Raw genomic sequence first — 15297 nt, forward strand, 5'->3', positions numbered from 1 at the left:
ATGTCATTATTAGAAAAATTAGGCCAAGATCCGCAGCGCAGCATGCAGCGCTTTTTATGTGGACTTGGTCTTTTTGCTTTTGGCGCCGGCTTAATATTCATAGGTGTGTACCACAGTCACATCTGGCAAATTGCGGGCATAGTTGTATTGGCGTTAGGTTGCTTATTTGCTATTTATGGTTATATCGGTTTATTTGCCAACCGTTTGTGCCATAGTTTTAATAGAAGAAAGCCTTAAAAAAGATATTTATTGGTTTGATAATGCCAAGCTAAGGTAGCTCCCCGCGCCAGCATAAATATTGAAAATGCTGCCCAAAGACCATGATTTCCATATCCATTGAGTAACCACCAAACCGGAAAGAAACAGCCAAATGTGGCAATAAGCATACTATTTCTCATAATATTGGCCTGCATTAAACCAACATAAATGCCATCGTAGAGATAACACCAACAAGCAAGTATCGGCAGCGCAATAATCCAGGCAATATGCTGTTGAGCATAATTTACCACAGCAGGAATACTTGAAATTGTCGCTATAAAGTAATCACCAAAAAAATAAAAAATCAAACAGTAAGCAAGCGCAAAAAGTGCTGTCCAAAACAACGCAACATTAACACTTACAAACATATTTTGTTGGTTCTTTTCCCCTTTTGCTTTACCCACCATAACCTCCGCGGCATTGGCAATACCATCTAACCCAAAGGAAATTAGTAGTAGAAAATTCATTAAAATTGCATTAGCCGCTACAACATCATCACCGAGTCGAGCCCCTTGAAAAGTCATAAAGACAAAACATATTTCTAGGCATAAAGTTCTGATCAAAATATCACGATTGAGTTTAAAGTAGCTGAGCAGCGCAACACGCTCAATGACGGCGGTAAGTAGTTGTCGAATATTAGCAAAGGCACTTAAAAATCGACTTTTAAAGTTTATGTATACCAGCGCAAGCCCAATGACCAAACCACTATATTCAGCAAGTAATGTTGCCCATGCTACACCTTTTACTTGCCACGAAAAACCAAGCACAAATAGCAAATCAAGCAGTAAATTAATAAGGTTTGTGGCAATCACCAACCACATGACGATTTTCGCTTTATGATTACCTAATAACCAGCCCAAAATCACCAAATTGGCTAATGCTGCTGGTAAGCCCCATACCCTAATAGTGCTGTATTCTCGCGCATAAAACTGTACTTGCTCTGAGCCACCAGCTAAAGACAATGCGACATCTAAGTAAATTCCCTGAAATAGAATAACAATCACACCAACGCTAAACGCCACGATAATACCGCGCAGCAATATCAAGCAGTTTAATTGGTTATTATTTTGTCCATACGCCTGTGCTGATAAACCTGTGGTCGACATACGTAAAAAACCACACAGCCAAGTAATAAAAGTGATGATCATGGCGCCAACAGTGCTGCCACCTAAATAGTAAGAATAATCTAAGTGACCAATCACTGCCGTATCAACCAAACCAAGTAATGGCGCAGTAATATTTGACAAAATCATCGGCAAAGCGAGAATAAATAACTGCTTATGACGTTCTATATCATGGAATCTCAAAAAAAGCCGACCTTTGTTGGCAAATGGGCTATATAAATAGTAGAAAAAACGCTATTTTAAGCGTGAGCTTAAAGCCCTATTATTATCTTAGGAAGATTACCATGAAATACCGTTTGTTGGCAGCACTATGCTATTGTCTTCACATGAGCAGCTTTGCCACTGTTATACTGCAATATCATCATGTCAGCGATACTACGCCAGCAAGTACCAGTATTTCTCCAACGCAATTTTCAATGCACATGCAGTACCTTAAAGATAAGAACTTTAATGTTATTGCGCTATCAACGATGATGGAATCGATAAAGCAGCAGCAACCCCTGCCAGATAAATCTGTGGTGATCACTTTTGATGATGCCTATTTAGATATTTTAACAAACGGTAAACCTATTTTAGACAAATATGGTTTTCCATTTACCATCTTTGTTAATCCCAGCATCGTTGAGCGAAACTCATCAAGTTACTTATCTTGGCAGCAACTAAAAGCTATGGCAGACGATGGTGTTATTATTGCCAACCATGGTATGAAGCACGACTCGTTAGCACGAATTCCTGATGACAAGTCTGAACAGCAATGGTTAGCAGAAAATACTCAGTCACTGCTAGCTGCCGAGCAGTTAATTAAAGAAAAAACCGGGCAAAGTTGGCATTACTTTGCTTATCCTTATGGCGAATACACACCAAACATTCAACAGTGGATTAAAGAAAATAATTTTGTAGCCTTTAGTCAGCAATCAGGCGCTGTAGGGCTAGCTACGGATACCACTGCAATTCCTCGTTTTCCTGCATCACAGCCGTATGATCAAATATCTAGCCTGCGCGATAAATTAAACGCTTTGCCTTTTAGCATTACGTTAACCGATGAAAACCAGCAAACACTATTTCTAAAAGGTCAATCAAGGTCAGTAACCTTTAATGTTGAAGTTGATGACTTTAATCCAGCTCAGCTAAATTGTTATATTTCAGGTTTAGGTCGTCAGAAAGTTGAATGGCAAGGTGATGAAATGTTTACCATAAATTATAGCGCTCCATTACCTGTAGGTCGTGTGCGTTGTAATTGTACAGCGCCAAGTATTAGTGAGCCAGGGCGCTATTATTGGTTTTCAAAACCCTGGTTTATCCTGAAAGAAAATGGAAAATGGTACTCGCTTTAAACGTTAGCTAACTCAATATAAGGCGACAATTTTCCCAAAATCACTAATTAACTTTTCACCATCAATAACAGGTACTTGCCCAAGTGCCTGTTCAGGTTTAAAAATTGCTTCCACTTGTCCAGCAGGATTAATTAATACCAGAGAAGCACTGTGGTCAACCAAATAGCTTTGACCACTTTGGCCATGGTTGTCTTTCTCCTGATCATCCGGTTCAGTTATCGCGTACATTAACCCAAGGTTACGGGCAAACGGGAATAACGCCCCATGATCGCCAAACAAAGCTTTAAACTCCGAATTAAAATAACCAATATAGCTGGCCAGCTTGTCTTGTGTATCGCGTTGTGGATCAACAGAAACTAGTAATACTTGCGTATCTGCTGTCACCTTCTTCAAGTCGTCATAAATAAAGTTCATCTCTTGCAAGGTAGTTGGGCAAACATCTGGGCAAGAGGTATAGCCAAAAAACACCCAACTCCAATTTCCCTGCAAGGATTGATTATTAAACCTTGCACCATTATGGTCAGTTAACTGAAATGGCTTAATGTCTCTTGGCTGCTGATAATGCAGAGCAAATTCAGCTGGCGCCTTTTGGTTTAATTGACCAAACAACAACACCCCAGCGACCAGTGCACCTAGAGCAATAATAATGGTAACAATTTTATTCATTATCCAGCCACCGGTAGTAAATAATGATCCAGTAATAAAATAATGAAAAGTGCCATTAAATGTACAATAGAAAACTTAAAGGTATCCATTGCAGTATTTTCGTCAGCATTAAACTTTAATTTCCATGCATAAGCAAAAAATACTAGGTTTAGAACTATGGCACCAATTAGGTATAACCAATTGCTCATGCCTACAAGGTAAGGCAACAAACCGACAACGAATAATAATACGGTATAAAGTAGAATTTGCGTTTTAGTAAAATTAACGCCATGGGTAACTGGCAGCATAGGAATATTTACTTTTGCATAATCATCTTTACGATGAATGGCTAATGCCCAGAAATGCGGTGGTGTCCAAGTGAAAATGAGCAGCACTAACAATAACGCATTTGGGTGTACTTCATTAGTCATGGCTGTCCAGCCCAATAAAGGTGGAATCGCACCAGCTAAGCCACCAATAGTGATATTTTGCGGCGTTGCCCGTTTTAAATACATGGTATAAACAAAGCTGTAACCTACTAATCCTGAAAACGTCAACCATGCGGTTAAAGGGTTAACAAAGCTAAACAATACAGCAAAGCCTGTTACTGCCAATGTTATTGCAAACAATGATGCATTACGGGCACTTAATCGCCCATTAGGCAAAGGACGGTTATGCGTTCGCCCCATTTCACTATCAATGCGTTCATCAACAATATGATTAATTGCCGCCGCCGCTGATGACAAAAAACCTATACCTATCATCGACGGCACTAACACTTGCCACGGAATAACACCAGGAACAGACAAGCACATACCCACCAGTGCCGTTAATACTAACAGTGCAACAACACGTGGTTTGGTAATCTCGTAATAATCGCGCCAAATTGGCGTACTAGGCGCTCTATGACTAGCTTCTAAAGTATTACTTTGACTCATATTTTGCCCCTAAATTTTACGTTTCAAACTATATGTCATGGTGATTAATGACATCATTAACATGGCAGCAACTACATTGTGACTCACTGCGACGCTTAACGGCAGCGAAAACCAAACATTACTAATGCCTAAACCAACTTGTACGCTAAGAATAAAGCCTAAACTCATTGCTGCATTTCTAAAAAATGGTGACTGTGCTTTACGATATACACTAAAGGCAAACCAAAATAAGTACAATGCTGTGACAATAGCGCCAATTCGATGCATGACATGAATTGTAACTCTTGAAGCATGGTCTAAATGACCGAACTCATAACTGTCTTTTTCCGGTGGAATTAAGTCAAACGAATGTTCAAAGGTGAGCTGTTCAGCCCAACCCGCTTGGCAAATTGGTAATTCTGTACAAGTTAATGCGGCATAGTTAGATGATGTCCAGCCTCCAAGGCCAATTTGCCCAACGAGGATGAATATTCCTAAAAAACCAAATTTGGCATATTTTTTTAAGGCGAAATCACCACCTGGAACACGATAATCACTTAAGCGCAAATACAACAAAAATAATAAGCATAAGGTTGTAAAACCACCTAACAAATGCCCCATGACCACTACCGGCATTAGTTTCATGGTAACGGTCCACATACCAAGTGCTGCTTGAAAAATAACAACAAGCAATATTAATATTGGCAAACCAAGTGGCCCACCTTGAGCTCGTCGCTTAAATGACATAAAGGCAATCAGTAATATTAACAAGCCCAACGCACCAGCAAAGTAACGGTGGATCATTTCATTCCACGCTTTTTCTGGCTCTACTGGTCGCTCGGGGAATGCCTGCTCTGCGGCAACTATTTGCTCTGTGGTTTCTGGCACGTCAATTAAACCATAGCAGCCCGGCCAATCAGGGCAACCAAGACCGGCATGGGTCAATCTGGTATAAGCACCTAAACTCACCACTAATATAGCGAGTAAAATGCTGACAAAAACAAGTTTTCTAATATCGGAAAAGCTTTGTGTTCTCATTAGCCAATCCTTGAGTATTTAAGTAATTTTTTAAAGTCAGCGAGAATTGCTTTACCAAAAGCAGGGAGTTGCTCAATATTCATTGGCGGTACATGACTTAGAACAACATTGCCGAGAGGGTCAACTATAAATACCTGAGATTGTGTAATTTCAGCTTTTGCGAGTGCCGGCATGGTTTGCATATGCCACTTATTAGTTTGAATTTTCTCAAGCTGCGCTTGTGTTAATTGCTGCTGTGTTAATGCTACCGGCTTAACACGTGGCATTTCTTTACCTAAAGCGATATAAGTATTATGCACACTGGCAAAGGTCTTCTCACATTGCGCATCACAAATTTTAGGTAAGGTGTATAGCATTAACCATTGATGATCAAACGCGTTAACGTCAAGGCCTAGTTTAGCGAGGGTTAATTCATTCTCAATTAGCTGACCTTTATTTGTTACACCATAATTAAACCATTGCTGGTTTAAGGCTAGTTTCGCCAATACTACGGGAATGATAAAAACAGCAAGTAAAATTAACATACTGCGGCGCGATTTTTTTAACTCGGAAGAACTCATACAACTCAGCCTTTTATTCTTATTATTCGGTTTCGGTACTTTTCTTATAAAATTATTAAACTACATAGTTAAATAGCTAGGACTGCTCTTTACCTGACATTTTCACTGCCGCCCATATCATCAAACTTAACCAAGCAATTGCTAAACTAAACCACTGAAATGCATATGCACGGTGTTTTTCTGGTGGCATAACAATCGGCTGCCAGTTCTTTTTATAACCAATACTTTCTTTTTTATCTAAGTAAACAACAAAGGGCAACAGTTTCTTTGCAATTAATGGTGAAAATTTATCTATTTCGATCTGTTGTACTCTCAGTGGCCAAATTGGATCCTCCAAGTTTTGTTCTTGCAACTGAATACCGACTTCTATTTCTCTAACATGACCTACTATTGTGTGTTGACCAGTAATTGCAGATAAATTCGGTAAAACATTGCGGTCAATAGAACCTGGTACCCAACCTAAATTAACCAGCACTGCATGTGTACTTGTTTCGATAACTTGATAAACCCGATAGCCCAATCGCCCATTATCTGGTTGGTTATCGAGTAAAAAGATAATGTCATTAACAAAGCTACCAGTGAATTTAATGGGTAAATCATTAATGCCATCTTGCAATTCATCAAGTGCAAGTACTTGTTGTAAAGACAAAGCTTGCTGTTGACTATGTTCAGCGATACGCTGCAAGCGCTGTTCTTTTTCAAGCGCTCTAGCACTTTGCCAAAATCCAAGCTTGATTAATAACGAAAATACCAGCATGGTAAATATAACCATCGGCCAATTAACGTGTTTTAATTTGTGCTGAAGTGATATCAAATTCATAGACTACCGCATGTTCACTAACTAAAAACAGACTATAAAAGAGAGAATGCTGTGTTAATTAAAATTATTGTTGTCGCCTTGTTAGCCTTTATGGTTTACAACCTTTTTAAGGCGCTGTTTATTATGAATAAAAACGACCCTAACAAACCACCTATGTCGAAGTTCATCGGTCGGCGTGTCATTTCATCTGTGGTTATTGTTTTACTGCTGCTATTAGGCATTCTTACTGGTGTAATAACACCTAACCCAAGGCCGTATTAATCAGGCTAAAGAACGTATTTGAATTACCAAATACGTTCTTTAAATACCCCAACCTACAACGATTCTCTGTTTAAATAATATAAACAAAGACAAATAGAAATACCCAAACAACATCAACAAAATGCCAGTACCAACTTGCGGCCTGGAACGCAAAATGGTTTTTCGGTGTAAAGTGTCCTTTTAATACTCTGATAAACATCACCAGTAGCATTATGGTACCTAACGTAACATGCATACCATGGAAACCAGTCAACATATAAAAAGTATTACCGTATATACCACTATCTAAATACAACTTCATTTCATCGGCATAGCCATGGGCATACTCTAGGCCTTGGCAATATAGGAACACCATACCTAACACCACCGTTGTACCCAGCCAAAACTTCAATTGCCCTCGTTTTTCTTGCTCTAGTGCAACATGTGCCAAATGAGCTGTTACCGAAGAAGTAAGTAATAAAATGGTATTGATTAAAGGTAAACCGTACCATCCCATCGCAGTAGTTTCAGTACCATCAGGCGTTTTAATTAACGGCCAAGTGGCAGTAAACTCTGGCCACAATATGGCTGCAGTCGCGGCATTATTGCCAGCACCGTCAAGCCATGGTACCGAAAACATGCGAGCATAAAGTAAAGCACCAAAGAAAGCGGCAAAAAACATTACTTCTGAAAAAATAAACCAGCTCATACCTTGGCGGAAAGAGTTATCCATTTGATGGCTATATTTACCAGACATCGACTCAGTAATAACATTGTTAAACCAGCCAAACATCATATAAATAACCATAGCAATACCAGCGAGTAGCACCCAGCCACCACCAACACTTTCAGGGTTATTTAAGTTTGCGACATAACTACCTGCACCTACAGCAATTAAAAATAATGCCACAGCGCCAACAATTGGCCATTTACTTTGCGCTGGTACGTAATAACTCTCGTATTCTTTTGTTGTCATTGTTGTTCCCCTTAATTAAGTGCAAAGCACTTAAGAATCAACTGCGCTTGTAATATCGTACAAGGTGTAAGATAACGTTATGGTAGAAACATCATCAGGTAAGTCTGAGTCAACATAAAATTGCAAGCCCATCTCTACATCTTCACTTGCTTTTAATGGCTGATTATTAAAACAAAAACATTCTATTTTTTGAAAATAAACAGCTGCTCTACCTGGTGATACTGAAGGTACAGCTTGACCAACAATATCACTTACCGATTCATTCTTAGCGTAAAACTTAACAACCTTGCGCTCTCCAGGGTGTACCTTCACCTCGTTAATCATTGGTTCAAATTTCCAAGGAATGCCCTTGGCCGTTCGAGTCAAAAATTGCACGGTGACCGTACGTTCAGTATCAATACTGGTAGCGTTGTAACTAGCTGCCACATTTGAAGTTTTCCCATTTAACCCTGTAATATCACAAAACACGTCATATAACGGCACCATCGCAAAACCAAACCCAAACATACCAAACACAATTAGCATCAGCTTTTTTACTGTTTTTTGCACCGATGCATCTTTAGCATTTGACTGCTTTTGATCTGGCTGCATTTTTTGCGATCCGCTGTTAGTCATATTCAATCCAATTAATCAATTTTCGGTGGTTTTTCAAAAGTGTGATATGGCGCAGGGCTTGGCACTGTCCACTCTAATCCTTCTGCACCATCCCATGGTTTCGCCGGAGCTTTTTCGCCACCTTTAATACACTTAATAACAAGTACCAAGAAAATTAATTGCGAAAGTCCAAAGGCAAAGCCACCAATACTGACCCATTTGTTAAAATCAGCGAACTGCAACGCATAATCAGGAATACGGCGTGGCATGCCAGCTAATCCTAAAAAGTGCATTGGGAAAAATAGTAAGTTTACTGAAACTAACGAACACCAAAAATGCCATTTACTTAACGTATCGTTGTACATGTAGCCAGTCCATTTTGGTAGCCAGTAATAAGCACCTGCAAAAATAGAAAACAAGGCACCTGTTACCAGTACATAATGGAAATGAGCAACAACGAAATATGTGTCATGGTATTGGAAATCAACCGGCGTCATTGCCAGCATCAAGCCAGAGAAGCCACCAATGGTAAACAGAATGACGAAGGCAATTGAAAACAGCATTGGTGTTTCAAAACTAATCGCGCCACGCCACATAGTGGCTGCCCAGTTGAATACCTTCACGCCTGTAGGTACTGCAATCAACATAGTACAATACATAAAAAACAGCTCACCAAACAATGGCATACCTGTAGTAAACATATGGTGCGCCCAAACGATAAACGACAAGAATGCAATTGACGCGGTTGCATATACCATAGAACTATAACCAAACAGCTTCTTACGAGAGAACGCAGGAATAGTTGTAGATACAATACCGAATGCTGGCAAAATCATGATATAGACTTCAGGGTGACCGAAGAACCAGAAAATATGCTGGAACATTACAGGGTCACCACCACCGGCAGCATCAAAGAAACTTGTGCCAAAATAGGTATCCGTTAATACCATAGTGACAGTTCCGGCGAGCACGGGCATAACCGCAATAAGTAAGTAGGCGGTAATAAAAAAGGTCCAAACAAACAATGGCATTTTCATATATGTCATGCCAGGAGCACGCATATTCATGATAGTTACCACAATGTTAATCGCGCCCATAATTGAGGAAATCCCCATGATATGAACGGCAAAAACAAAGAACGCCGTACTACCATTACTATAGGTTGTCGATAATGGCGCGTAGAAGGTCCAACCAAAGTTAGGAGCACCACTTTCCATAAAGAAAGACGCCAATAAAATACTAAAAGCAAATGGTAAAATCCAAAAACTCCAGTTGTTCAGTCTTGGCAGTGCCATATCTGGAGCACCTACCATCATAGGTAGCATCCAGTTAGCAAGGCCGGTAAAGGCTGGCATTATGGCGCCAAACACCATAATAAGGCCATGTACTGTGGTCATTTGGTTAAAGAAATCAGGCTCAACTATCTGTAACCCTGGTTGAAAAAGCTCAGCACGAATGACAAGTGCCATTGCTCCACCGGTTAAAAACATGATAAATGAGAACCATAAATACAATGAACCAATATCTTTATGGTTGGTGGTATATAACCAGCGCTTCAGGCCAGTCATTTTATGATCATGATGTTCATCGCCATGTGAATCATGCTCTGACTGATCATTAATTACATCTGTAGTCATTATAACGCCTCCCTACTTCGCGCTAGCAGCAACATCTGCTGGCTGGACTAAATCACCGGTATTATTTCCCCAAGCATTACGCTCATAGGTTACTACTGCGGCAATTTGCGTTTTCGTTAATTGGCCGCCAAAAGCTGCCATCGATGGATTTTTCTTGCTGCCGTTTACGACCATATCAATATGTGTAGCAACATCACCTTTGACAATGGCACTATCTTTTAGCCCTGGGAATACTGGAGCCATACCTTCACCATTGGCTTGATGACAAGCAACACAGGCGCTCATATAAACTTTTTCACCCATGCTCATCAATTCATCTTGGCTGTAAACTTTAGATAAATCTTCTTCTGGAATAACCTTCGCAACTTCTTCTTTTATTTCTGCAACGGCCTCTTTTACCGTATCAGTAGCACTTTCAATTGCACCACCCACGGCGGCTTTAACATCAGCTGCTTGCACAGCATCGCCGGTATTGTTACCCCAGGCATTACGTTCATAAGTTACAACAGCAGCAATTTCTTTTAAGCTCAATTGCTTGCCATAACCTTGCATACCAGTGCCCGCTTTACCGTTATAAACAATATCAATATGTTCACTTACTGGCCCTGTTGTTGCTATAGCACTGCCTTTAAGCGCTGGAAATGCAGGTGGTAAACCTTGACCGCTGACTTGGTGACAAGCGGCACAATAAGCAGTGTAGGTTGTTTCACCTAACTGCATTAATTCATCCATAGAAACTGAGGCATTTAAAGACGCAGCTTCAGCAGCTGCCGCGTTCGCTTTCAATTGTTTTTGCTCTTCAATCCAAAGTGCATAATCTGCTTCAGATTTAACTTCAACAACAATTGGCATAAAGCCGTGGTCTTTACCACATAGCTCCGCACATTGGCCACGATACGTGCCCGGATTGTCAACTTTGGTCCATGCTTCATTAATAAAGCCAGGGTTTGCATCTTGCTTAACAGCAAATGCCGGCACCCACCATGCATGAATAACATCATCTGAGGTGATCACAAACCGAACTTTTTTATTGGTTGGGATAACTAAAGGTCGGTCAACTTCGAGTAAGTAATTTTCACCTTTTTCAGCAGAGCTGCCGTCAAGGTTTTCGTATTGCTCTCTAGGAGTCGAAAGTACTGAATAAAACTCAATATCTTGATCAAAATATTTATAATGCCACTTCCACTGTGAACCAGTAATTTGCACGGTTAAATCGGCGTCATCATTATTTTCCATTTCGATGAGCGTGTACGTTGCAGGCACTGCCATGGCGATTAGAATAACGACAGGTATTGCCGTCCAGAGAATTTCAATTTTTGTGCTTTCATGGAAGGTTGCTGGTTTAACCCCTTTTGATTTACGGTGGAATACCATAGACCAAAACATGGCACCAAATACCACAACACCAATAGCCGTACAGATGTAGAGCACCAACATATGTAAATCATATACGTCTCTACTAACGTCCGTAACACCTTTGGTCAAATTCAGCGGCATATCTGCCCAAACTGAACTAGATAACAAGCCCCCTAGCAACAGCAAACCTAGGTTACGTCTTTTCACTCGACATCTCCTTCACCCTTTAAGGCAAAAACAGCAGTTAATCTTTAATTTATTGTGATAAACCAGTGATTTTGCTCATACATTTATTATTATTTAAGCGGTGCAATTTTGAACAACCATCAATTGCGCCCTATTGTTATATTTGTACGTTTTCTAGACTAGAATTACTTAAAACTTGATCTGGGTCAATTTAAAATTTAAAAAGCATAAATAATAAAACCTAATAAATACAATAGAGTAATAACCCTAAATCGGGATTTTCGTGCATTTTTAAAGGCTTCAGAGGTATGTTTAATTTTTATTCAGCATGTGATCATCATACCGAAAATTTAATAAAAGCTCCTCACCAAAATCGTATAAAAAACAATCTACATGAGCGTTTCAGGAGTAAGAATGATAATTATTCTTAAAAAACAAACCTTAAAGAAAGGAAACAAACTTAAAGAAGGGAAAGTGCAGGTTTAAAATGTAAGCACCTTTAGAAACCTGCACAATAATAAAACAAAAGTTAACCTTGATAGTAGGAAATAAAAATAGAATTTACATCCAGTCAGCAGCGCGAATAACACCAACCGCAATACCTTCAACATTAAAATGTTGCGAGGTTAAATCAACTTCTATTGGTGAAAAATCTTCATTTTCAGCATGCAAATAAACAAGGTTACCTTCGCGTTTAAAGCGTTTAACTGTTACGTCTTCTTCGACCCGTGCAACAATCACTTGACCATTTTTTACATCGGTAGTTTGATGTACCGCCAACAAATCGCCATCCAAAATACCAATGTCTTTCATACTTTCGCCATTTACGCGTAGTAAATAATCGGCTGCTGGGTGAAATAAACTACCATCAATTTTGTAATGCTCTTCAACATGTTCTTGCGCAAGAATTGGTTCACCAGCAGCAACTCGGCCAATCAAAGGTAAACCTTCTTCTTCAGCAAACTCTTCTGCTAAACGAATACCGCGCGAAGTGCCTGGCAACATTTCTATATAGCCCTTTTTAGCAAGTGCCTTTAAGTGCTCTTCTGCGGCATTAGCCGACTTAAAGCCAAAAAATTCAGCAATTTCCGCACGTGTTGGTGGCATGCCGGTTTCAGAAATTTTTTCTCGGATCAGATCAAATATCTGTTGTTGTCTGGGTGTTAAAGGGCGCATATTTTTTCCTTAAGCAACGATTAGGCAGCCTGTATTTTTAAACAGTATCACTGTCATTGTATACAGGCTGTAAATAAACGCAAGTTATGATTTATTGTAATGTAATTACACTTTAATCAACTTTCATTTTCACTTTAATAAAAAATGGTAATTGATAATCTCCATAGTTAACGTTTAAGAACAAGTAATCAGTATGTTCAAAATCAAAGATAAAGTTATCTACTTGCAACTTCAACTGAATGCCTTCATCAGTACGTATCACCTCAGCTACGTCGAAAGTATTGCTGGTATTAGTGGTATCAAGAGACATTGCATCTACAAGACCGTGATCATCAGTAAAGGTTAAGTTTACTTGGGTTTCAACGCCCTCATGCACAACAATCTCTGCCGAAGTATCTAAAGATAAAGATGTTCTAGCGATAGCTTCAGAGAGTATTGTTACATTAGCCGTTTTAAGGACTTCAGAATTGTCGACTAATTTAGCACGGTAAATGATGCTCAGTGTTTGCTGGCCACTTACTCCTGGAGCGATAACTTCAAAGTGCTGCTTCGAATCACTAACTTTAACACCTTGAACACCCGAGGTACCCCAATACCACTCTTTAATCTGTTCATAATCTTCGGTTATCACATTAAAGTTAATGGCTTGCCCTTTCACTGCAACAAGTCGTGAAATGGTGTAATTCATTTCACTCAATGTTATATCATTTTTAATTTTTAATTCAGCGCTGACAGTTTTGCTAAGCTGCCCCATCGTGACTGTAAGTGACAATTGCCCACTCATATCAGATTCGACTCTAGGTGCCGAGATGCTTAAAGTTTTATTATTTGGTGTAAGTAAGTGCAATTCTTGATCAGACGTCCATTGCCACTGATATGAATCAATACTATGTGAACTTTCAATAGTAGGAGTAATCGATATAGTGCTATCTTCGGTTATTTCCATATTATTCGGTAGCGACACTTCCAAATTTTGTGAACTTTCAGCTGAAACATATACCTGACATTTGCTGGTAAATTGAATATTATTCTCAGTAATAGCGACAACACTAATTGGAAACTTAGTTAACTCAGTAACTATTGGCGCCGTAAACGTAGCAGACATCGTTGTAATATTATTCGTTGTAATAATTTCGGTCATAGCATCTGAAACCATTAAGGATGTTAAATCCCATTCTATAGAGTCTAACGCTACATTACTCGTTAAGCGCGCATTGAGCACAGTAGTATCACCCGATAACGTGTCAAACTGTTCTAACAGCTCAATATATACAAACGCTTCCTCATTATCATCCGCAGGTGTAATTGTCAGCTCTAGCGTTTTCTCACTACGATTATTATCACTATCCGTTGCGGATAAACTTAATAACACAACTCTTGTACTGGCAACGTCAGGTACAGTAATGGTTGGAGATAGCACACTTTTATCTGAAAAAGCTATTTCAATATCATCAGAATCCCACTCAAGAACAATATTATCTCCTTGTGGGTCTTGAACATTTGCAACAATAACAATGCTTTCACCACCTCGTACTTGCTGTGATGTTGCCATAGAAATCACCGGCGATTGACTGGTTTGCGCATTCCTTTCTAATGTCACAGTGATGGCTTTTTGACTTGTATTACCTTGGCTATCTTTTGCAGTAACAGATATAACGATAACTTGTTCAACACTAGAGGTAGGAAAAGCAACATCTACTGATGAGCCTTCTTTAGTTAAAAAGCGCACATTTTCATTGTCACTTTGCCAGCTTATCTCTACTGCATCACCATCTGGGTCAGAAACATTCACCTCAAAAGTTACAATTTCGCCACTAGAAACGATTTGCGATGTATTCGCTACGATCACCGGAGCTCGATTTACTTCAACGGGAGCACTTTTTTCACTAGAGCCGCTACATGCTCCTAAGCACATAGACAGCAAAAGGCAGATAAATAAAAAATTAATAGACATATCAATCCTTGATAATTCGTTTGATTAAAATTCATACATAATCATAAAGTCAGTTTAAAAAAAATAAAGCAATAAATTGCAAATTAAACATGCAGTTACAATTGAGAAAAAGTTGACCAAATATCTAGAGGTGGACCAGAAATGAATATTATTTGATACCAGCTTCGTAGGTCTAGTTGCTAGCTTACTAAACCGATAGCTATTCAATGCAGTATTGAAGACTCTATAGATATTTTATTCTACGAAAAGTAAAAAAGGTTATCCGTTAAGATAGCCTTTCTTTTAATGGAGCCTAGCGTGGCCCGCGAATTCGCAGCTCATTCGGAAAAAACCTGACAAAGCCAAACAATCAGTTTTAGTAAGTCCTGTTACTTCAGTAGGGGACTTACTAATGTCGCGATACCAAGGATGGCAGGGAGCGACCGAGTAGGTATTTTTAATCATCTTTAAACAAAAAACCCGCAGCGTAAGCTGCGGGTTTC

The 15297-nt window shown here is 39.3% G+C and carries 15 protein-coding genes; 3 read left to right on the forward strand and 12 right to left on the reverse strand.

Going from position 1 to position 15297, the window contains the following annotated elements:
* The gene (locus AC27HL_RS18045; protein ID WP_487082448.1) at positions 1-237 is read left to right on the forward strand and encodes a hypothetical protein; all 237 of its coding nucleotides are present in this window, start codon (positions 1-3) and stop codon (positions 235-237) included.
* Here AC27HL_RS18045 and AC27HL_RS18050 read toward each other — a convergent pair.
* Positions 234-1565, reverse strand: a complete 1332-nt coding sequence (locus AC27HL_RS18050) for an MATE family efflux transporter (RefSeq protein WP_487082449.1) — start codon at positions 1563-1565, stop codon at positions 234-236. The two genes, AC27HL_RS18045 and AC27HL_RS18050, sit on opposite strands and share 4 nt — an antisense overlap.
* Before the next feature lie 101 nt (positions 1566-1666).
* On the opposite strand from AC27HL_RS18050, the gene AC27HL_RS18055 reads away from it, so the two are divergent.
* Positions 1667-2716 (forward strand): polysaccharide deacetylase family protein, encoded by a 1050-nt coding sequence (locus tag AC27HL_RS18055; RefSeq protein WP_487082450.1) that lies wholly within the window; start codon positions 1667-1669, stop codon positions 2714-2716.
* A 12-nt stretch (positions 2717-2728) separates the two neighbouring features.
* Here the strand turns inward: AC27HL_RS18055 and AC27HL_RS18060 are convergent, their stop codons facing one another.
* The 5 genes from AC27HL_RS18060 to AC27HL_RS18080 all read right to left on the reverse strand — a co-directional run bounded on the left by AC27HL_RS18060 (position 2729) and on the right by AC27HL_RS18080 (position 6696).
* A complete protein-coding gene (locus AC27HL_RS18060; RefSeq protein WP_487082451.1) occupies positions 2729-3382 on the reverse strand; it encodes an SCO family protein in 654 nt (217 codons plus the stop codon).
* Positions 3382-4299, reverse strand: coding sequence for a heme o synthase (cyoE, locus tag AC27HL_RS18065; RefSeq protein WP_487082452.1), 918 nt, complete (start codon positions 4297-4299; stop codon positions 3382-3384). Before cyoE ends, AC27HL_RS18060 begins: the two co-directional genes overlap by 1 nt.
* A gap of 9 nt (positions 4300-4308) precedes the next feature.
* On the reverse strand, positions 4309-5292 hold the full coding sequence (locus AC27HL_RS18070) for a COX15/CtaA family protein (protein WP_487082464.1): 984 nt from the start codon (positions 5290-5292) through the stop codon (positions 4309-4311).
* A gap of 23 nt (positions 5293-5315) precedes the next feature.
* Complete coding sequence (locus tag AC27HL_RS18075; RefSeq protein ID WP_487082453.1) at positions 5316-5876, reverse strand: hypothetical protein; 561 nt, start codon at positions 5874-5876, stop codon at positions 5316-5318.
* 76 nt (positions 5877-5952) lie between these two features.
* Positions 5953-6696 carry an SURF1 family protein gene (locus AC27HL_RS18080; RefSeq protein WP_487082454.1) on the reverse strand — a complete coding sequence of 248 codons (744 nt, stop codon included), beginning with the start codon at positions 6694-6696 and terminating at the stop codon, positions 5953-5955.
* A gap of 51 nt (positions 6697-6747) precedes the next feature.
* On the opposite strand from AC27HL_RS18080, the gene AC27HL_RS18085 reads away from it, so the two are divergent.
* Entirely contained in the window at positions 6748-6957 is a 210-nt protein-coding gene (locus AC27HL_RS18085; RefSeq protein ID WP_487082455.1) for a DUF2909 domain-containing protein, read from the forward strand.
* A 70-nt stretch (positions 6958-7027) separates the two neighbouring features.
* On the opposite strand, the gene AC27HL_RS18090 is transcribed toward AC27HL_RS18085, so the two are convergent.
* From AC27HL_RS18090 to AC27HL_RS18115, 6 genes are all read right to left on the reverse strand, one after another.
* Complete coding sequence (locus AC27HL_RS18090) at positions 7028-7912, reverse strand: cytochrome c oxidase subunit 3 (protein ID WP_487082456.1); 885 nt, start codon at positions 7910-7912, stop codon at positions 7028-7030.
* Positions 7913-7942: 30 nt separating this feature from the next.
* Positions 7943-8527: a cytochrome c oxidase assembly protein gene (locus AC27HL_RS18095; protein ID WP_487082457.1), complete on the reverse strand. Its 585-nt coding sequence runs from the start codon at positions 8525-8527 to the stop codon at positions 7943-7945.
* Positions 8528-8538: 11 nt separating this feature from the next.
* Entirely contained in the window at positions 8539-10143 is a 1605-nt protein-coding gene (ctaD, locus tag AC27HL_RS18100; protein WP_487082458.1) for a cytochrome c oxidase subunit I, read from the reverse strand.
* 12 nt (positions 10144-10155) lie between these two features.
* On the reverse strand, positions 10156-11706 hold the full coding sequence (gene coxB, locus AC27HL_RS18105) for a cytochrome c oxidase subunit II (RefSeq protein ID WP_487082459.1): 1551 nt from the start codon (positions 11704-11706) through the stop codon (positions 10156-10158).
* Positions 11707-12246: 540 nt separating this feature from the next.
* Positions 12247-12861: a transcriptional repressor LexA gene (gene lexA, locus AC27HL_RS18110; protein ID WP_487082460.1), complete on the reverse strand. Its 615-nt coding sequence runs from the start codon at positions 12859-12861 to the stop codon at positions 12247-12249.
* A gap of 112 nt (positions 12862-12973) precedes the next feature.
* Positions 12974-14815 carry an Ig-like domain-containing protein gene (locus AC27HL_RS18115; protein ID WP_487082461.1) on the reverse strand — a complete coding sequence of 614 codons (1842 nt, stop codon included), beginning with the start codon at positions 14813-14815 and terminating at the stop codon, positions 12974-12976.
* Positions 14816-15297: the final 482 nt, after the last annotated feature.

It is taken from the genome of Colwellia aquaemaris, assembly GCF_057548755.1.